An 18,903-nucleotide genomic window follows, 5' to 3' on the forward strand; every position below is an offset into this window, starting at 1 on the left:
GCGAAATCGCGGATGCTATCGACCATTATGGTGACATCGGGGCCCTCGAATGCGTTGACCTGTGGCAGTTGGTCGACTAATTGGGGGCCGTAATGGCGCGCAACGCCAGTAAATGCCGCTCGTACGATCGGTAGCCAGCTGCTGTCGACGTCACCCAGGTGCGGGGGCGATTACCGACGGTCCCTTTGATCGCTTTCGCGTAGCCTGCATCCACTAGGTAGCTGATCGCTTTGCTGAGGGCGGAGTCTTCAACCTCGAGCAGCGTCTTGAGTGTGGCGAAGTCGATCTCATTGCTGCGCCCGAGCGCTGCCATGAGGGAGAGCCTCACGGGCGTGAGGAACGCGTCATCCAACTGATGGCGGGGATGCTTCATGACGCATCCGGCGCAGGCGCTGGCACTTTGGCTGGCTCTGCGGCGAGGGGCGTTGCGTCGACAGGCTCTTCAATCGCGGCTGCCGGCAGCGCGGCGGCCACGAGCATGATCGCGAATACTGCGATTCCTGACATCACAGAGACTGCGGGGGAGACGGAGACCGACAGCGGGTTGAGCACGGCGAACAGGAAGAGCGTGCTGGTTGCCAGCGCGAATGCTGTCCACTGAATCCAGCCCCATTCGTAGCCGGCACGCGGCAGCGTCCAGGGGGATTCGTTCAGAACGAAGGCGAGCATGATGCCCGCGAGTGCCGCGAGCATCACGAGCATCGAGACGATCACATTGGTGCCGGATGCGACGAGCAACCCAGCAACCGCCCCCATGATTGCCGTAGTAATCTGCACGGGCCTACTGAGGCGCGCGTACGCCGTCGGCGCGTGATTCTGAGGGGTAGGTGCGCGCACCAATTGAACTATCGCTGGGGCAACAAGCGGAATGAGCACGGTCAGGGCCACCAGCACGATGAGCCAACTGGGGTAGAGAACGTCGAACACCGACAGGCCAGAGAGAACGAACATGCCGAGAAGCGCCACACCCAGGGGAATCCAGATGAGGCGCGGCAGCGCTGTGCGGATGCCGAACCGTTCGCGAGCGCCGGTGGCCAAGGCGCTGAAGGCCAGTATGGGCACGATGAGGAGCGACGTCTGCGAAAAATTACCGGGGTTATTCTCGCCTGCCGTGCCGGCATCCGCGGAGAACGCGAACAGAAAGACCGCTATGTAGATCGGAGTCATCAGCCCGGCCCAAAGCTGGAACCACGCGAAGCCGCGTGAGGGGCCCCGCTGCTGAACGGAATCCCGCACGTCGGCGTGCTGCTCAAGCAGTTGAGAAGCGTCTTTGATGGTCGGGGCCAGGCTGGTGTTGGCGATGCTGGGGGAGTCGTGAGATTCACTTTCCATGTGGAAAGCGTAACAGAAATGAGTTTTGCACGAATACGTCGCACGGTCGTGGGGGCTACACCTCGTCGTAAATGCGCACCTCGGGAGCTGCGTCGAGTAACGGACTTAGTTCGCGCACGACATCATTCGTGAACAGCTCGCTCGCGAGGTAAGCGTTGGCGTTTTCGGCAGTGTCGAAGACGTGCAGTACTTGCACGTCTTCGGAGCGGATGAGGAGCTGCTTCGATGTTGCCCCCGCCGCACCGTCGAGAAATTCTTGCTTGTACTTGGCATACACGGCTGCGGCGGCCGCGCGATTCTCGTCAGAGACAACGAGAGTGATCTGTAACTGCGCCATAATAATTCCTTTGATCAGGCGGCTCCCGATGAGGGCTCCGAGCTCGTAGAACCTATGATTGCAAGCAAGCGGGTTCGCGTGAACCCGCAACTTGATCATGGGGGCTATAAAGAAAATGTATGGCGAATCGATCACCGTTGTGCAGCTCGCTTATGTTCGGGCCGCCGCTCACTTCGGTTCCTTCTCGCAGGCGGCACTCTCTCTCGGCGTTACCCAGCCCGCACTGTCGGTGGGGATTGCTACCCTCGAGCGCACGATTGGAACGCAGCTCTTCGATCGCTCACCCAGTGGGGTGGCGGTCACCACGCTGGGACGCACGATTCTGCCTCACGTTCTCCACATGCTCGGCTCAGTGGAAAGCATCGCGCACGAGATTGCGAGTGCTCGCGATAGCGCTCCACCGCTCCGCGTTGGCGTGTCTCCACTCCTCGCGTCGTCGCTCATTGGTCGAGCGCTCGAGGCGGCGAGTCGTGAACAGCTGGGTGCTCTCGTTCTTCGCGAAGACAACATGGTTCCACTTCGAGAAGCCCTTGCGCAACGAGAATTGGACGTTCTGTTCATTCCCTCGGTCGCACCCGCCGGGCAATTCGCAAACCGCGTTCTCGAGAGCGAAGCCCTGCACTACTTGCCGTCGGGCGCCGCTCGGGGCAATGGCGAGGCGATTGAGTTCTCGACGCTCGCCGCTCAGGCGCTCGTCTTGGTCGGTGACGCCTGTGGGCTCACCACATTCACCGAGGCGCTATTCACAGAGTCGAACCGCCCCTTGTCGCGTTACGCCGGAGAGGCTGACAGCTACCGCACGCTGCAGAAGTGGGGCGAGCTTGGGCTGGGAGGGGTTTTGCTTCCGCGATCGCAGTTCTCTCCGGATGCGCGATCCCAGCCGGTGCTCCGGGAGGGAACCCCGTTGCTCATCAGTTACGAAGCAGTCTGGAATCCGCATTCTCCCCGTAGTTCCACTGTGGTGTCGTTGCTCGACGCGATGAGCGACTAACGCGGCTGCGCCAGACGCACGGTCGAGCACCGCGTCGTTAGCTCGCGTTCACCCGCGGTTTACACGGTTCCCCAAGACTGCGCTTGCCTCGCCACCCGGACGGGCATCCATCGACGAAGCCTTGAAGGGCATTCCTCATGCGCAGACGGCCCCTTGCCGCCCTGATCACTTCCCTTGCTCTGGCAGTACCGCTGGTAGCTCTGCCGGCGGTAGGAGCCCCAGTGCCTGCTATCGCAGCGGCAGTGCCGAGCATCCTCATCAACGAAGTCGAGTCGAACGGCGATGACTTCGACTGGGTCGAGCTCATTAACACGGGAACAGAATCAGTGGATGTCTCGGGGTGGGTCCTCAAGGATGACAAAGACGACCGCACACTGACCCTCCCTGTCGACTCTTCGATTCTGGCTGGTGGGTACCTGGCGGTCGACGTGAACGATGACGCTAACCCAGACAACTTCGGACTAGGCAAGGCAGACACCGCGCGGGTTTTTCTTGCCGACGGGGTGACTCTGGTCGATTCGTACGCCTGGGACGGACACGCTACGGTCACCTATGGGCGTTGCGCAAACGGTACCGGGGAGTTCCGCGACACGGTGGCTTCGACCAAGGGCGCGGCGAACGCTTGCGAGATCACTGCGGATGCCGCGGTGCGAATCAATGAGATCGAATCGAGCGGTGAGGCTGCTGATTGGATCGAACTCACGAACATTTCTAACTTCACTGTTGATGTCTCGGGCCTCGTTCTCAAGGACGATAAGGACAGTGGCACCGACGAGATCCCGAGTGGAACGACGATCGAACCAGGCGCTTTCTATGCGTTCGAGCCATCGTTCGGTTTAGGCAGTTCGGATGCCGCGCGCGTCTTCCAGACCGACGGAGCGACGCGGATCGACAGCTACAGCTGGACTACCCATGCGAGCAGCAGCTACGGTCGCTGCCCAGACGGCGTCGGTGAGTTCGCGACGACGAACAGCACCACTCGAGGGGCTGCCAACGATTGTGGTGCGGCTGAACTCCCGGGTGTTCGCATTAACGAAATCGAATCGAACGGTGACGCGACCGACTGGGTCGAACTCGTCAACAGCGGCAGCAGCGCGGTCGACATCTCCGGCTGGATCATTCAGGACAACGACGACAGTCACCTCGCACGCATCCCCGCCGCCACGGTTCTTGCTGCGGGAGACTTCTACGTCTTCGACCAGCCCACCTTGAGCTTCGGGCTCGGTACGGCAGACTCGGTGCGCGTCTTTGCGGCCGACGGCTTCACCGCGATCGACTCGCGTAGCTGGAGTGGCCATTCGCCTACGACGCTTGGAGTGTGCGGCGCGGATTTTGGTGACACGACCAGTGCGACAAAGGGCGCAGCCAACGACTGTAGCCCGCCGATCCGTATCAACGAGGTCGAGTCCAGTGGCGATTCCAGCGACTGGATCGAACTGAAAAACAACGGTTCTGATGAAGCGGATGTCTCGGGGTTCATCCTCAAGGACAACGACGACAGTCACGTCTTTACTCTTGCTGCCGGCACCACCATTGCCGCGGGCGATTATCTCGTGGTCGAGCCTGACTTTGGGCTCGGCGGGGGAGATTCGGCACGACTTTTCAGCCCTGACGGTGTCACGCTCGTGGATAGCTACGTGTGGACCTCGCACGCCATCACGACCTACGCGCGCTGCCCCGACGGAACGGGCGACTTCGAGACGTCGAAGGCATCGACCAAGGGTGCTGCGAACAGTTGCGTTGGCGAACTCGAAACCGCGCCGTGGCCGGGCGGCTCGACCGTCACTGCGGTCAACGAGCTAGACGAGTTCAGCGACAATATGAGCGGGCTCGCTTTCGAAGCCGCGCCTTCTGGAGACGTGTTGTGGGCTGCCAAGAACGGGCCAGGCTCGCTCTACAAGCTCGTCTTTGACGGCGCTAACTGGGTGCCTGCGACGAGCGACTCGTGGAGCGATAGCAAGCGCCTGCACTACTCCGATGGATCCGGCGATGTGGATGCCGAAGGCGTCGCGTTGACGGCGGCGGGAGCATCCGAGGGGGTTTTCATCGCCAGCGAGCGCGACAACTCCAACAGTGGTGTTAGCCGCCCAACGATTCTTCGCTACGACGTCTCGGGTTCCGCCTCGGAGCTGACGGCTAGCCAGGAATGGAACCTCACGGCCGACCTGCCGGTTACTGCAGCAAACTCGGGGCTCGAGGGCATCGCGTGGATTCCCGACAGCTACCTCGTGGCTGAAGGATTCATCGACGAGAGTACTAACGCTCTCTATAGCCCCGCGACGTACGCAGATCACGGCGACGGACTCTTCTTCGTTGGTCTCGAAGCCAACGGCGCGATCTACGCCTACGCGCTGGACCAAACCTCCGGCTCGTATCAGCGCGTTGCGACGATCGAGAGTGGTTTCGTTGGCGTGATGGAGCTCGAGTTCGATGCCGCGCTGGGTGCACTTTGGGCCGTCTGCGACGACACGTGTGAGGGACGCAGCGCACTGCTCGAGATCGTCCAGGATGGTGCCGCCAAGGGCTTGTTCGAAGTCGCCACCGTCTTTGAGCGTCCCTCTGGCATGCTGAATCTCAACAACGAGGGCTTCGCTGTGGTGCCGCACTCGGAGTGTGTCTCCGATTCTACGAACGTTTACTGGTCGGATGACTCGAACACGGGCGGCATCGCGCTGCGGTCAGGCACCGTCGACTGCACCGTGACGACGGATCCCACAGACTCGACCGACCCAACCATTCCGACGACTCCCGTTGCAGTACCGGCCGCGAGCCTCGTAGAGGCGAACCGAGGTGCGATCACAGCACCGGCAAGCGCGAAACCCGGAGAAACGATCACGATCACTATGGGCGCGTCACCTGCTGGCACTGTCGTGAACACGTGGATTTACTCCACGCCGACTCTGCTGGGATCGCCCACAGTCAGCGCCGCCGGCACCGTCTCAGCCACCCTTCCATTGGCGCTGTCACCCGGTGCTCACCGGTTGGTAGTGACCGCGACAGATGGCTCGTTAATCGGTTGGGCCGATATCACGATCACTGCACTGGAAGCAGGTTCGCTCGCGTTCACCGGTTCAGGATCACCGTTACCGATTCAGCTGCCGTTGATGATGCTCATCGCTGGATTCGCGATGGTCATGATTCGTCGCCGCGAGGCGGGCGTTTCGCCCCGGTAAAGAATCGCGCTTGTTTCTGGCTCCCTGGCGGCGTTCAATAGACGCAGACGCGCGAGGTCGCTCGCGGGCAATCGCTTTACTGAGGAAGGCCGCACCATGAATTCAGATTCCACCGACTCCGGATTCGAATATCCGAATGACGCAATCGATGCCGATGAGCTGGTGACCAACGATGCCGTCGCTGGCGAACCAGTAGTTCCTTTCGCGAAGGAGGGAGCGCCCGAAGGCTCGGAGCTCCGCGAAGTGTCCCCGGTGTATGACGAGCATGACCTCAATTCGGAGGATGGGCCACGCGACTGAGAAGAGAAGTGGTAGCAAACTAAGCAACTACGGGGTGGGACAGCACCCTGCACGGCCAGGCTCGACGTGAGTCCGTATCCGGGAAACCGGTGCGGCACGCCGAGTCTTTTTTGTGCGCTTTCGCGGCGCCGTAAAGGCGCGGAGAGAACTCAGCACGTATTTTCTGGCAATTTACCGAAACTGGAAAAAGTCGGTGGCGGTGAGGAGTAGCGTTGCTTCTGTTGCTCCAGTCCTCGGCAGCGAATATCTTTCGCTATCGCCAGAGGAATGTTATGACCGCAGCACTCGCCGCCCCAGTTTTAGCGCTTCGCGTAGACCCTCGTATGGAGTCCGCGAAAGCTGATTCGCGGTCCCTTCTCGCCGCGCCGGCGGCCACTCTCGTCCCGACCGAGCTGCTCGGGATGTTCGGCGACGTGCGCGCCGTCTTCCGGTTTCCACCCGTGCTGGTTCCTGCGACCTGATTGGCAGCAGCGTTCCCGCCTCGCAATAAAAAACACACGAAAGGATCCCCATAATGGCGTACCAAACCATTAACCCGTATACGAATGAAGTAGTCGCGACGTTCCCCGATGCAACGGTTCAGGAAGTCGACGAGGCCATCACGGCGGCGCATCAAGCGTTCCTGTCTTGGCGTGAAACTCCGTACTCAACTCGGATGGCGGTGCTCGCCAAAGCCGCGAAGCTTCTGCGGGCAGACAAGCGTCGCTACGCAGAACTGCTCACTCTGGAAATGGGAAAGGTGATCGCCGAGGCCGAGGCTGAGGTGGATCTGTCGGCCGACATCCTCGAGTACTACGCGGAACGTGGTGGCGCATTGCTCGAGACGGAGAAAGTTCCGGTCGCGTATGCCGCGGAAGGTGAAGTCGAGATTGTGAATGAGCCGCTTGGTGTTCTCCTTACCGTCGAGCCCTGGAACTTCCCGTACTACCAAGTTGTTCGTGTTGCGGCACCGCAGTTAGTGGCAGGCAACACGATCTTGCTCAAACACGCGAGCAACGTTCCTCAGTCAGCGGCGATGTTCGATGACCTGTTTGCGCGCGCCGGACTTCCTGCCGGCGGATTCAAGAACCTTTTTCTTCCGCACAACCTCACTGAGCACGTGATCGCTGACCCTCGCGTTCGCGGCGTAGCGCTCACGGGGAGCGAAGAAGCGGGCTCGATTATCGCCGCCTACGCGGCGAAAGCAGTCAAGAAGAGCACCCTCGAGCTCGGTGGCTCCGACGCATTTGTTGTTCTTGAGGACGCTGATATGGAGAAGACAGTCGAGTGGGCCGTGTTCGGTCGCCACTGGAACGCCGGTCAGGTCTGTGTTTCGGCGAAGCGAATGATCGTGGTCGATGCGGTCTTCGATGAGTTCCTTGAGAAGTATCGTGCCGGTGTTGCAGCGTTGAAGGCAGGCGACCCGATGGACCCGACAACGGCGCTTGCACCGTTGTCATCTCAGGCTGCTGCCGACAAGCTCGCAGGGCAGGTGAAGGACGCGATCGCTGGGGGAGCGAAGGCCGAAACCCTCGGTGCCCCCGTGCCATCGACCGGAGCGTTCTACCAGCCGACGATCCTCACCGAGATGGACTCGAAGAACCCGTGCTACTACCAAGAGTTCTTCGGACCGGTATCCATCGTTATCCGAGTTAAGGATGAAGCCGAGGCGATCGCTGTCGCCAACGATTCGCCCTTTGGCTTAGGAGGTTCCGTCTTCACGAAGGACACCGTTAACGGTGAAAAGGTCGCCAGGAAGATCGACACGGGCATGGTCTACGTCAACCACCCGACAATGGTGAAGGCCGACATTCCCTTCGGTGGTGTCAAGCACTCCGGCTACGGTCACGAACTGACCAACCTCGGTATTCAAGAATTCGTAAACAAAAAGGTCATCGACGTCGTGGACATTAACGCGGCGTTCTGATCCCTACCTCGGGTGGCCAGCTCCGGTCCGTGGGCTGGCCGTCCGGTCAAACGAGTGGGAACTCGTGTGCGCGCGTCCCACTCTGAATCGCGAAGTGGGAGCATCCGATGGAACAGATGAAGGCGTGGAGCACAGGAGCGTCGCCAGGAGCCATCAGTCTTGGTTCGAAGGCGAAACCTCTCCCTCATCCCGATGAAGTCGTCGTGCGAGTGATCGTGTGCGGGCTCTGCCGCACTGATCTTCATGTGGTCGACCAAGAACTTCAACCCCACGCGCCTCACGTAACGCCGGGTCACCAGATAGTGGGTACGGTGGTTGCCCTTGGTGACCAAGTGAAACAACTGAATGTCGGCGATACCGTGGGCGTTGCTTGGCTGCGACGCACGTGTGGCGTGTGTGAGTGGTGCCGGAGTGGGCGCGAGAATCTCTGCCCGCACTCTGAATACACCGGGTGGGATGCCGATGGTGGTTTTGCTGAATACGCCACTGTTCCTGAAGCGTTCGCCTACCTTCTTCCTGCCAACGTCAATGCGATTGAGGTCGCACCGTTACTCTGTGCCGGCATCATTGGCTACCGGGCGCTCTCCCGGGCGGCATTGCCCGATGGCGGAAAGCTCGGAATTTATGGCTATGGTTCGAGCGGCCATATCACCGCCCAGATTGCTCAGGCCGCCGGCGCGACGATCTACGCGATGACTCGTGGGGTAGCAAACCAGGACTTGGCGCGAAGTATCGGCTCGGCCTTCGTCGGTGACGAAACCGAAGCACCGCCAGACGAACTGGATGCCGCAATCGTGTTTGCACCGGTGGGGGAGTTCGTACCGGTAGCGCTAGCCGCGACGAAACGTGGCGGAACAGTGGTGCTAGCGGGCATCCATATGACTGACATTCCTGCCATGAACTATCAGGCTGTCCTCTTTAACGAGCGAGATTTGCGCACGGTGACCGCCAATACCCGTGCCGATGGCGCCGCTTTCCTCACTCTTGCCCACAACTTAGCAATCCGCCCGACGGTCACTACGTATCCGTTCGAGAACGTCGACACAGCGATTTCAGATCTCCGCAGCGGCCACGCATCGGGCTCCATCGTCATAACGATGGCGTAGGTCCAGACCCTGATTTGCTCACGGCATCATTGTCATCCGTTGAGCCGGCGCTCAGCTTCGAACCGTATAGTCAAACTTGTATAAAGATTAGTCTCCACTCGAAAGGTTACTCATGAATCGCTTCTCAGATCGCGTCATTCTCATCACTGGTGGGGGATCCGGCCTCGGCCGTGCCGCTGCCGTTCGTCTTGCTTCGGAAGGCGCGAAACTGTCGCTCGTCGACATCTCGGAGGCTGGCCTGGCTGACTCAGTGAAAGCAGTGGCTGAAGCTGCTCCTGACGCCGAGGTGCTGACAGTCGTTGCTGACGTTTCCGAGGAAGCGGATGTAGACCGCTACGTAGCAGAGACGATCGCTCGCTTTGAGCGCATCGATGGCTTCTTCAACAACGCTGGCATCGAAGGCAAGCAGAACCTCACGGAGAACTTCTCCGCAGAGGAGTTCGACAAGGTCGTCGCCATCAATCTGCGCGGCGTGTTCTTGGGTCTCGAGAAAGTTCTCAAGATCATGCGTGAACAGGGATCCGGCATGGTCGTGAACACGGCCAGCGTCGGTGGCATCCGTGGAATCGGAAACCAGTCCGGTTACGCCGCGGCCAAGCACGGCGTTGTGGGGCTCACCCGCAACTCGGGTATTGAATACGCTGAGCACGGCATCCGGATCAACGCCATTGCTCCAGGTGCCATCTGGACGCCCATGGTCGAAAACTCGATGAAGCAGCTGGATGCTGAGAACCCGCGTGGAGCCGCCGAGCAGTTCATCCAGGGCAACCCAACGAAGCGCTTCGGTGAAGCTCCCGAGATCGCTGCAGTCGTGGCGTTCCTGCTGAGCGATGACGCGAGTTACGTCAACGCGACCGTTCTGCCCATCGATGGCGGTCAGTCATATAAGTACTAAAAGGGCAGGGGAGTGGGCGGTTCGGTGAGCCGCCTGCTCCCTTTTCGGCAGCAAGCATGAGAACTATTCAGTACTAGCTATGTCGTCCGATTCACGTTCTTCGGCGGCCAGCAAAATGCCGTCGCGAACGGCGCTGCGGATGACACCGTGGAGCACGTACAGGAACACGCCGATAAGAACGACGGCGATAACGAAATCCATTCTGGGTTCTTTTCGTTGGCTTCTCCGCCAGCTGTTCACGCTGGCGGTGCGAGGAGCCAGTTTTTCGCTAAGCTGACATAATGTGCATTATCGGATACTGATGTAGTCCGGCCCGAGCGGGGCGAATCCCATCATTCTGGCGGCAGTTCAGTGACGGTAACCGCCCACGGCTGATTCTCCGTCAACGAGACGGAAACCGAATAGCTCGTCGACGCGTCGACGACTAAGTCATCTTTGTGGGCGGCATCCTCAGCGTTCGTTCTGCACACGCGCGATGTTTCGATGTCGTCGTCGAGGGCAATCGTGATTCTTCCGAATCCGATGCAGTCGGAATAAATGGCGATGCGCCCCGTCGTTGGGGTGAAGGCCGAGGTGTCGATGAATTCGTTCTCGTTGGAGCTCTGGGCCAATACGCGCTCACCGTCCACATCGAACTCGATCAGCATGAGATTTTCTGACATAACGTGAGGTGTATCGCCGTCGCCCGTGTTCGCTCCCGCCTCCGCGTCTGTGCTCGACTTCGAGCTCGTGCCGGATGGTTCAGGGCTGTCAGTAGTGCTGAGATCGTCGGTTGAGGTGCAGCCAGCGAGGGTAACGAAAGCCAGCAGTGCCAGCGCAGCGACGGCTCCCCTGCGCGCAGAGCTCGTGCCGCTCCCCTGGCTCGAGATGGTGCACCTCGGGCCGCGGGGAGAGGTTCGAGGTTCGCTCACAAATACAAGCCTACCCAGAAATAAAGACAATATCTCGCATTGAGGGGCGAGCGGCCTAAGAGGTCAGTTTCCGGCTATCCAAAAAGCGAGCGAGTGCTTCCGCTGCCGCCTGGTGATCGAGTACGTCCGGCTCCCCCGACATCGTGAGCGTGCCGACGACCGTGCCGTCCACGCGCAACGGAATCGAACCTCCGTGTGCCTTGAATGTCTCATGGTCGACGTCGCTGCGGTCTTCGAACGCGGCACCAGCGGCCAGATGGCGGAGTTTCACCAGCAGTGACGGCTCCTCAAACCTCACCGCAACCGCAGCCTTGCCAGTGAGCCAAGGGTCATTGTCCGGGTTAGTGTCCTTGAGCTTTGCCTTGAAAACGACATCGCCGTCGAGCACGATCTCTACGGCGAGATTGAGTTCCCGCTCTTTGATGACCTGAACGGCGAATAGCCCTAACGCCACGGCATCGTCGTTCGAGAGACGAATGCAATCGACGAGGTTCAGGTACTCGAGATCGGCCACGGTGTAGTGAGGCAGGGAGCGGGTCATTTCTCAAGTGTAGGAGTCGAAAGCAGTGCACAGTCCTCCGGCGGGATAGTGAGGAAACCTGTATTCTTAGCGTATGACCCGAAAGCGTCGAGCACCTCGTGCGCTTCTTGGTACTTCGTTCGCCCTCGCTCTCCTCGTTCTCGCCGGCTGTTCAGCCGTGCCCACACCGACAGACACCGCGGCACTAACCCCGCCCTCAGTCGAAGAATGGTCGTGGGCCACCACTGGCTGGTCGCTCAATACTGAAGCCGATGCACCGTACATGGATCGGCCCCCGGCAAATCTCACGTCTCGTGATCTCGATGACACCGGGCTCGCTATCTATTACGAACGCAACTCCGACAAGGTGCGGGCGGATCATCCTGTGGTCTACGCGCAGTATGGAATATCTGCGTTAATCGAATACGAGCGTACGGGGCAAAAACAGTGGCTCGAGCGGGCGGCCCGGCAGGCGGAGCAGCTCGTTACGATGCATACCGAGCGTGGTGACGGCTGGTGGTATCCGTACTCATTCGACTGGACCTACGACGACCGAACTCTCACCGCTCCGTGGTGGTCCGGAATGGCGCAAGGCCAGGCGTTGAGCTTGTTCTCGCGACTCGCACAGGTGACGGGCGACGAGCAATGGGCAACCGCTGCAGATCACACCTGGGCTAGCTTTCGGCAGGAGCCATCGGCATCCGAACCGTGGTCAACCTTCATCGATGATGAGCATCTCTGGTTCGAAGAATACGCGGGAGACCAACCCCCGCTCATGGTGCTTAACGGGCAGATTTTCGCAATTTTTGGTCTCTACGACTACTGGCGCTTAACCCAAGATCCCGAAGTTGCCCGATACGTAGACGGTGGAGCGACTACGGTGCTGAGCATCATGCCGGAGATCCGTAACGCCGGAGATATTTCCTACTACTGCGTGCAAGTCGACTTTTGTGCGCGCGCGCGTTGGCAGGATCAGAAGTACCACGCGATCCATTCATGGCAGCTGAACACGCTAGCGAAGCTCACGGGTGACCCGCAGTTCAGCGAGTGGGCAGATCAGCTCGAATCTGACTGGCAGCCCGCGGCGTAGCCACGCAGCTGGCGACAGCCTCAGGCTCCCAGCCGCATACGTATCAGTTGCTCGAGCTCGGCAGGCTCGTAGCGATCGGATGTCGATCTCAATTCGTCGCGAGTCCACCAGCGATACTCGAGCACGTCGACACGCTCGTCGTCTGTCCACAACTCCTGTGACGGCACGAAGGCATCGACTTCAGCCTCGTAAAACACGGCGTGACCGGTGTCATGGTTCGCCCTGTCCCACTCGGTGACGAAATCGTGCGTCCACACGGGCTCGCCAAGATCGCCGATCTCGAGACCTGTCTCTTCCCGAAGTTCCCGCACGGCGGCGTCGTGATGCGACTCCCCCGCGTCTACTCCTCCGCCCGGTGTTAGCCAGCGCGCAATACCGCTCGTGTCGGGTGCCTTCGTCAGAAACAGCAGGAATCGCTGCTCACGGTCGAACAGCAGCACGCGGCTGGTGGCCCGGTTCACCGGCATCCGAAGACCGCTACTTGTTGAGAAAGTCGGAGACGTTGCCGACGTAGCGGGTGTTGTTCTCTGGAACGGGGTCAACGGCGGCAGAAGCGACCTCTGCCGCGAATTCGCTCACGTTGTACAGGCGGCCGGCGGCCTCCTTGCGTGCCTCGATCGCGCCGGGGTTCGCACGCTGTAGCAGGGTTGCCGTGATGGTGCCTTCGATCATGTCGCCTGAGACGACAACGAAACCGATGCCCTGTGCTTCGAGTTCGGGGATCAATTCGCGCAGTGCATCTTCGCCAGCACGCTTGCTCAGTGCGACCGGAACATACTCGGGCATGGTTTCCACAGTGCGGATGAAGTGGGCCTGATGGCTCGTCACAAATACGACGCGCGAACCCTCGTGCAGCAGCGGCATCATGGTCTTCAAGAAGTTGACCTGGGCGTCACGGTTGAGCTGCATGGCGTAGTCCTCAGCCATACCGCCCTCCATGCCGCCGGATGCGTTGAGCACCAGAATCTCGAGGCCCCCGAACTCTTCCTTGACGGTCGCGAAAAGGGCAGAGACAGTCTCGGGGTCGGTGAGGTCAGCACCGATAGCAATGCCGGAACCGTCGGTTTCGTTGAGCTGGGTTACTAGCTTGAGGGCTCGAGACTCTTTGTTGCGGTAGTTCACGGCAACGCGAGCACCCGCCTGCGCAAAGTAGGCGGCAGTGTCGGCGCCGATCCCCCGCGAAGATCCAGTGATGAGCGCGCGAGCGCCATCGAGCGAGTGAGCGGCCAGAGGATTCGAATTATCGCTATTCACGCTTCGACTTTAGCGGTCGAAGGAGCGCTCTGCAGTGATCTAAGTGCTAGCGTCGTGAATGAAGATTTGTTGAACAGCGCAACGATGAAGGGCGCCAGCTAATGCTCGTAGACCTCACCCAATATTTGTGGATTCTGTGGCTGGCGCTTGTTGTGCTCTTCATCGTCATCGAAGTGCTGACTCTCGAGTTCACTTTCCTCATGATCGCGGCCGGCTCGCTCATCGGCGGTCTCGGCTCCAATCTCTTGGGGTGGCCGTGGTACGTGCAGATCGCGTTGGCGGCTGCCATTGCGGGCCTCCTGATTTTCACGATCAGGCCTGTGTTGCTGATGAACCTCGAAAAGGGCGCCGATCCGGCGAAGAGCAATGTCGAGGCGCTGTACGAACTCGGTGGCTTTGTCACCGCGTCTTTCACGAAGGGCATCGGCGAAGTCAAGCTCGACAACGGCGAGACTTGGACCGCGCGCATCGGTGACGGTGCTGCTCCCTCCACAATGCCCGTAGGAAAGCGAATTTCTGTGCTGGCAATCGAAGGTGCCATTGCGGTCGTCGTTCTTGAGAAAACCCACCCCAGCACCACCAAGCCTCGAGCGACTACGCAGCCGCCGAGAAAGGAAGAAAAGTGACTGATCCCGCTAGCTTCGTAGGCCAGATATTCGTGGTGATTCTGCTCGTTATTCTTGCCATTTTCGTTATCGTTACGCTGTTCCGCGCGATTCGCATTGTGCCGCAGGCGCGCGCCGGCGTAGTTGAGCGCCTGGGAAAGTACCGCAAAACGCTGTTGCCGGGGCTCAATATCCTCGTACCTTTTATCGATCGGATGTTGCCTCTCATCGATTTGCGTGAGCAGGTCGTCTCGTTCCCTCCGCAGCCGGTCATCACCGAAGACAACCTCGTTGTCTCGATCGACACCGTGGTGTTCTTCCAAGTGACGGATGCGCGCGCTGCGACGTACGAGATCGGTAACTACCTTGGAGCCGTCGAACAGCTGACGACCACGACGTTGCGAAACGTAGTGGGTGGCCTCAATCTCGAGCAGGCGCTCACGAGTCGCGACAACATCAACTCGCAGCTGCGAGTCGTTCTCGACGAAGCCACCGGCAAGTGGGGCATTCGTGTTGGACGTGTTGAGCTCAAGGCCATCGACCCGCCCCTCTCGATTCAAGACTCGATGGAAAAGCAAATGCGAGCCGAGCGTGACCGCCGTGCGCAGATTTTGACCGCTGAAGGAACCAAGCAGGCCGCCATTCTCGAAGCAGAGGGCTCGCGTCAGGCCGCCATTCTCGAGGCTGAGGGTGAAGCCAAAGCTGCGGTGCTCCGCGCCGACGGTGAAGCTGCCGCAATCAAAACTGTCTTCGCGGCGATTCACGAAGGCGATCCCGACCCGAAGCTGTTGGCGTACGAGTACCTCCAGACGCTGCCTAAGATTGCAGAAGGTGACTCCAACAAGATGTGGATCATCCCGTCAGAACTGACGGAAGCGCTCAAGGGCATTGGTGAAGGATTCTTTAGTGGCAAGGGACCAGTCGCGCGCTAGCGCCAACTCGTCGTATCTCTCCCCCGCAGGCCCCCGCGTTTTTGCACATCGGGGGCTTGCGCTCGACGCACCCGAAAATACGATGCTTGCCTTCGCGAAAGCGGTCGCTGCAGGGGTGCAGTTCGTCGAGACGGATGTTCACGTCAGTTTCGACGGAGTAGCCGTCGTGGCGCACGACCCCAGTCTCAGTCGCGTCGCCGGCCGCGCTATCAAAGTCGAACAACTCACGATGGCGGAGCTGCGGCGCATCGACCTGGGTGATGGCCAAGGTTTTTGCGCCCTCGCCGACGCGCTCGACGCATTTCCCGAAACGCGCTTCAACGTCGACGTCAAGATTAAGGGCGCTGTCCTACCCGTCTCGCGTGCAATTCGTGACCTCAAGGCGGTAGATCGGGTTCTCGTCACCTCGTTCGACGAAGCCCGCCGTGCCGCGACGGTCGAGCAATTACCGGGAATCGCGAGCTCAGCATCAGCCCGACGCTTCCTGATGGCACTCGTCAGCGCGAAGGCGGGCATCTCGCCTGCCATGAGGCGCGCACTTTCTGGGCTCGTTGCCATCCAAGTGCCAGAGAAAGCGCTAGGGTTGCGGGTGACCACTCAGCGGATGATTTCACGCGTGCACGATCTCGGACTAGAGATGCATGTCTGGACTATCAATGAACCGCAGCGAATGCGTCACCTGCTCGACCTCGGCGTCGATGGAATCGTCACCGATCGAGCAGACCTCGCCCTCGAAGTTGTGAAATCGCGCGCCTAGCAAGACCGCGCACATTTCGCTTCATGGCAGCGGGAATTGTTAGTAAATGCTGACAACTCGCTGTGAAGACTGCACGCTTGGAAGCATACGTTCAGCAAGAGGGTTTATTACTTGTAGAAACCGCGAATTGAAGGAGGCCACACGATGGCAGATCGCAGCTTGCGCGGCATGAGACTTGGTACCCAGAGCCTACAGAGCGAAGAGGGTGTCGAGTTTTCCCCGCGGAAAAAGAGCGTGTACAAGGCGGTCGACGGCAACACTTTTGAAGTGATGTTCTCGTCTGACGCTGAAGTTCCCCAGCAGTGGCTTGACGCCAAGACGGGTCAAGAGGGAACACTCCTCGATGACAACGGCGAGCTGGTAGAACTCGACGAGGTCGACGTGAAGGTTCCCCGTAGCCACTGGGACATGCTTCTCGAGCGACGCACTCGCCCAGAACTCGAAGAGCTTCTTCAAGAACGCCTCGACTTCTTGCGCGCCCGTCGCGGTCAGCAGAAGATCGGCGCCTAACGACGTACTGAACTCAGGGTCGCCGCTATTCCCCAGCCGGTGACCCTGAGTAGTGCTTCTGCAACAATCCCTGCATGCATTTTTGACCGGCCCGTTGAGCGCTCAACGAAGGTGATCGGATGCTCCGCCACTCGGTAGCCCGCACGTTCGAAGTTCCAGGCCAGCTCTACTTGAAAGCAGTATCCCTGCGACGAAACACCGTCGAGGCCAAGCTCTCTCAACGCGCTCGCACGAAACACTCGAAAGCCGGCGGTGAGATCTCGGATGTCGGAGTGAAGGACGCGCCGCGCATAGCTATTTCCTGCCTGCGAAATGCTGTGGCGATACCAGGGCCAGTTCTTGACTGATCCGCCAAGCACCCAGCGGGATCCTATGACAAGGTCGTTGCCCGCTTTAGCCAGTGCAATCATCGCGGGTAGCTCCACCGGGTCATGAGAGCCGTCGGCATCTATTTCGACGATGTAGTCGTACCCGCGTTCGAGGGCGAGCGCGAAACCGGCAAGGTAGGCCGTTCCCAGTCCGTCTTTAGCGGGGCGGTGAAGCACCGAAACGCCCGGATCGGCAGCCGCAAGCTCCTCAGCCCGCTCGCCCGTGCCGTCGGGGCTGGAGTCGTCCACCACGAGAACGTGCGCACGCGGCACAGCCTGACGTAGACGGCCGACGATCGAGGAAATGTTCTCGATCTCGTTATAGGTGGGAACCACCACAATGACGTTAGGCATTCTCTCTCCGACCGGCCAACCTTGCGACGATAAGGGCGCCGAGTGCGAGCCCAGACACGAGCCATTCAATTTCTCGACCCCACACAACTGCGGGAGTGATACTCGTGGAGAGCGGTACATCCTCGACCATCGTGGCCGCGGTGTACCACGGCACCTCAGCGATTGTCGTTCCATCCGGTGCGATGATCGCGCTGAGTCCCACCGTGGAAATGTTGACAACGCTGCGGCCCAGCTCGAGTGCGCGGATACGGGCCATAGCCAATTGCTGAGCGCTCTCGTCCGTCATACCGAAGTCAGCGTTGTTCGATGACGCGATGATCACTTGGGCGCCCTGCTCTACCGACTCAGTCAGAATCTGATCGTCAACAATATCGAAGCAAATGTTTACGCCGACCGTGACTCCGTTGACGTCAAACACCATGTCGGTCGTGCCGATGGAGTAATCACGGCCGATCAGGCCGATGAGATCTGGCGCGAACTGCGCCCAGAAATCACGATTCGGCACATACTCGCCGAACGGAATGGGGTGGCGTTTGTCGTAGATGTCCACCACGCCCTCCCCCGGCATCCACAACAGCTGACTGTTGAAGATCTCGCCGTCACGTTCGGTGATGTCACCAGAAATCAGCGGTGCGTCGGCTTGTTCGACGACGTAGCCGAATGCTGCCGCCGCGTAGGAGTTGCTGAGTGGTGACACATCGGTGCCGCCCTCCGGCCAGACGACGAGGTCAAGATCTTGGCCGTAGAGGGACTCGGTCGCGGTGAGCTGAGCGGTGAGAAGATCGCCGCGCTCTCGCTCGTCGAAGTAGGCGGCCTTGCCGTTGCCCTGTACGGCGCCGACGCGAAGCGTTCCGTCGAGCGTTGACTGCCAGGTAGGAACGTTGAGCATGAGGGCGAAGACAGCGACCGGCACGAATACCGTGCGGAGCGCCCGCGAGACGTGCTGAGCGCGGGCATCCAGAGGCAACTCGCGGTAGTGACGCCACGAGTATTCGACCGCCGCAAGGGCTAGCGCAACGACGAGCACGATCGTGAAGCTCACGCCGGAAACCCCGATCCAGGGGAAGAGCGGTGCGAGAGGGCTCTCGGCTTGTGAGAGCGCTACACGCCCCCAAGAGAAGCCTCCGTAGGGCCACACGCTCATCCACGCTTCACGGGCTGTCCAGAGACCGGCCACGACGAAAGCTAATCCGAGCGTCGCTACCCAGCCGGCACCGAAGGCTCGGGGAATCCACCGGTACGCAAGCGCGATGGCGAGGCCGCCGAGCGCCACAAAGAGAGATTCTAAGAACGAGAGCGCCAGCATCGGTACAGGGCCCAAGAAGAGCGATGCCCAAGAGATGTGTGTGAGATAAAACGCAACCCCGCCGAGGAAACCGACGAGAAACGCGGCCCACGAGCGTCGACCGCGAAGTGCGACAAGCATGAGAGCGATGCCCACAAAGGTCATCGGCCAGACGCTCTTATCGGGGAACCCGGCATCCATGATTGGGCCGGAGGCCAGTGCTGTCACGATCGCCGCCCATAAGGGCAGCACAGCAACAGGTTTATCGGGCATCACG

22 protein-coding genes are annotated in these 18,903 nt (G+C 60.0%); 12 read left to right on the top strand and 10 right to left on the bottom strand.

Annotated features, from left to right (window positions below; all coding sequences use genetic code 11):
* Positions 1–76 precede the first annotated feature (76 nt).
* The 3 genes from ESZ53_RS02240 to ESZ53_RS02250 are packed head-to-tail and all read right to left on the bottom strand — an operon-like array spanning position 77 to position 1,669.
* Positions 77–373, bottom strand: a complete 297-nt coding sequence (locus tag ESZ53_RS02240; RefSeq protein ID WP_129071347.1) for a transcriptional regulator — start codon at positions 371–373, stop codon at positions 77–79.
* A complete protein-coding gene (locus ESZ53_RS02245; protein WP_129071348.1) occupies positions 370–1,332 on the bottom strand; it encodes a hypothetical protein in 963 nt (320 codons plus the stop codon). Before ESZ53_RS02245 ends, ESZ53_RS02240 begins: the two co-directional genes overlap by 4 nt.
* Before the next feature lie 55 nt (positions 1,333–1,387).
* Positions 1,388–1,669: a hypothetical protein gene (locus ESZ53_RS02250; protein WP_129071349.1), complete on the bottom strand. Its 282-nt coding sequence runs from the start codon at positions 1,667–1,669 to the stop codon at positions 1,388–1,390.
* 115 nt (positions 1,670–1,784) lie between these two features.
* Between ESZ53_RS02250 and ESZ53_RS02255 the strand changes: the two genes are divergently transcribed.
* From ESZ53_RS02255 to ESZ53_RS02285, 7 genes are all read left to right on the top strand, one after another.
* Positions 1,785–2,660, top strand: coding sequence for a LysR family transcriptional regulator (locus tag ESZ53_RS02255; protein WP_168187173.1), 876 nt, complete (start codon positions 1,785–1,787; stop codon positions 2,658–2,660).
* A 221-nt stretch (positions 2,661–2,881) separates the two neighbouring features.
* Positions 2,882–5,833 (top strand): lamin tail domain-containing protein, encoded by a 2,952-nt coding sequence (locus ESZ53_RS02260; protein WP_168187174.1) that lies wholly within the window; start codon positions 2,882–2,884, stop codon positions 5,831–5,833.
* Positions 5,834–5,929: 96 nt separating this feature from the next.
* Complete coding sequence (locus ESZ53_RS02265; protein WP_129071352.1) at positions 5,930–6,133, top strand: hypothetical protein; 204 nt, start codon at positions 5,930–5,932, stop codon at positions 6,131–6,133.
* A 272-nt stretch (positions 6,134–6,405) separates the two neighbouring features.
* The gene (locus ESZ53_RS02270; protein WP_129071353.1) at positions 6,406–6,594 is read left to right on the top strand and encodes a hypothetical protein; all 189 of its coding nucleotides are present in this window, start codon (positions 6,406–6,408) and stop codon (positions 6,592–6,594) included.
* 53 nt (positions 6,595–6,647) lie between these two features.
* Positions 6,648–8,039 (top strand): NAD-dependent succinate-semialdehyde dehydrogenase, encoded by a 1,392-nt coding sequence (locus ESZ53_RS02275; RefSeq protein ID WP_129071354.1) that lies wholly within the window; start codon positions 6,648–6,650, stop codon positions 8,037–8,039.
* Positions 8,040–8,146: 107 nt separating this feature from the next.
* The gene (locus ESZ53_RS02280; protein WP_371683542.1) at positions 8,147–9,145 is read left to right on the top strand and encodes a zinc-dependent alcohol dehydrogenase family protein; all 999 of its coding nucleotides are present in this window, start codon (positions 8,147–8,149) and stop codon (positions 9,143–9,145) included.
* A gap of 112 nt (positions 9,146–9,257) precedes the next feature.
* Entirely contained in the window at positions 9,258–10,040 is a 783-nt protein-coding gene (locus ESZ53_RS02285; protein WP_129071355.1) for an SDR family oxidoreductase, read from the top strand.
* Positions 10,041–10,103: 63 nt separating this feature from the next.
* On the opposite strand, the gene ESZ53_RS14275 is transcribed toward ESZ53_RS02285, so the two are convergent.
* The 3 genes from ESZ53_RS14275 to ESZ53_RS02295 all read right to left on the bottom strand — a co-directional run bounded on the left by ESZ53_RS14275 (position 10,104) and on the right by ESZ53_RS02295 (position 11,492).
* Complete coding sequence (locus ESZ53_RS14275; protein ID WP_168187175.1) at positions 10,104–10,241, bottom strand: hypothetical protein; 138 nt, start codon at positions 10,239–10,241, stop codon at positions 10,104–10,106.
* A 131-nt stretch (positions 10,242–10,372) separates the two neighbouring features.
* On the bottom strand, positions 10,373–10,702 hold the full coding sequence (locus ESZ53_RS02290) for a hypothetical protein (RefSeq protein ID WP_129071356.1): 330 nt from the start codon (positions 10,700–10,702) through the stop codon (positions 10,373–10,375).
* A gap of 304 nt (positions 10,703–11,006) precedes the next feature.
* Entirely contained in the window at positions 11,007–11,492 is a 486-nt protein-coding gene (locus ESZ53_RS02295) for a heme-degrading domain-containing protein (protein WP_129071357.1), read from the bottom strand.
* 73 nt (positions 11,493–11,565) lie between these two features.
* On the opposite strand from ESZ53_RS02295, the gene ESZ53_RS02300 reads away from it, so the two are divergent.
* Positions 11,566–12,561 carry a D-glucuronyl C5-epimerase family protein gene (locus ESZ53_RS02300; RefSeq protein ID WP_129071358.1) on the top strand — a complete coding sequence of 332 codons (996 nt, stop codon included), beginning with the start codon at positions 11,566–11,568 and terminating at the stop codon, positions 12,559–12,561.
* 20 nt (positions 12,562–12,581) lie between these two features.
* Here ESZ53_RS02300 and ESZ53_RS02305 read toward each other — a convergent pair whose 3' ends face one another.
* On the bottom strand, positions 12,582–13,028 hold the full coding sequence (locus ESZ53_RS02305) for an NUDIX hydrolase (RefSeq protein ID WP_129071359.1): 447 nt from the start codon (positions 13,026–13,028) through the stop codon (positions 12,582–12,584).
* A 10-nt stretch (positions 13,029–13,038) separates the two neighbouring features.
* Positions 13,039–13,815 (bottom strand): SDR family oxidoreductase, encoded by a 777-nt coding sequence (locus ESZ53_RS02310; protein ID WP_129071360.1) that lies wholly within the window; start codon positions 13,813–13,815, stop codon positions 13,039–13,041.
* 101 nt (positions 13,816–13,916) lie between these two features.
* Between ESZ53_RS02310 and ESZ53_RS02315 the strand changes: the two genes are divergently transcribed.
* The 4 genes from ESZ53_RS02315 (at position 13,917) to ESZ53_RS02330 (ending at position 16,619) form a co-directional block, all read left to right on the top strand.
* Positions 13,917–14,441 (top strand): NfeD family protein, encoded by a 525-nt coding sequence (locus ESZ53_RS02315; protein WP_129071361.1) that lies wholly within the window; start codon positions 13,917–13,919, stop codon positions 14,439–14,441.
* Complete coding sequence (locus ESZ53_RS02320) at positions 14,438–15,352, top strand: SPFH domain-containing protein (protein WP_129071362.1); 915 nt, start codon at positions 14,438–14,440, stop codon at positions 15,350–15,352. Before ESZ53_RS02315 ends, ESZ53_RS02320 begins: the two co-directional genes overlap by 4 nt.
* Positions 15,327–16,109, top strand: coding sequence for a glycerophosphodiester phosphodiesterase family protein (locus tag ESZ53_RS02325; RefSeq protein WP_129071363.1), 783 nt, complete (start codon positions 15,327–15,329; stop codon positions 16,107–16,109). The genes ESZ53_RS02320 and ESZ53_RS02325 overlap by 26 nt, the downstream gene beginning before the upstream one ends.
* Before the next feature lie 144 nt (positions 16,110–16,253).
* The gene (locus tag ESZ53_RS02330) at positions 16,254–16,619 is read left to right on the top strand and encodes an RNA polymerase-binding protein RbpA (RefSeq protein WP_129071364.1); all 366 of its coding nucleotides are present in this window, start codon (positions 16,254–16,256) and stop codon (positions 16,617–16,619) included.
* Here the strand turns inward: ESZ53_RS02330 and ESZ53_RS02335 are convergent.
* Both ESZ53_RS02335 and lnt read right to left on the bottom strand, forming a co-directional pair.
* Positions 16,616–17,341 (bottom strand): polyprenol monophosphomannose synthase, encoded by a 726-nt coding sequence (locus tag ESZ53_RS02335; protein ID WP_129071365.1) that lies wholly within the window; start codon positions 17,339–17,341, stop codon positions 16,616–16,618. The genes ESZ53_RS02330 and ESZ53_RS02335 overlap by 4 nt on opposite strands.
* Complete coding sequence (gene lnt, locus ESZ53_RS02340) at positions 17,334–18,899, bottom strand: apolipoprotein N-acyltransferase (RefSeq protein ID WP_129073461.1); 1,566 nt, start codon at positions 18,897–18,899, stop codon at positions 17,334–17,336. The genes ESZ53_RS02335 and lnt overlap by 8 nt, the downstream gene beginning before the upstream one ends.
* Positions 18,900–18,903 lie beyond the last annotated feature (4 nt).

It is taken from the genome of Salinibacterium sp. UTAS2018 (assembly GCF_004118935.1).
Taxonomy (GTDB): domain Bacteria; phylum Actinomycetota; class Actinomycetes; order Actinomycetales; family Microbacteriaceae; genus Rhodoglobus.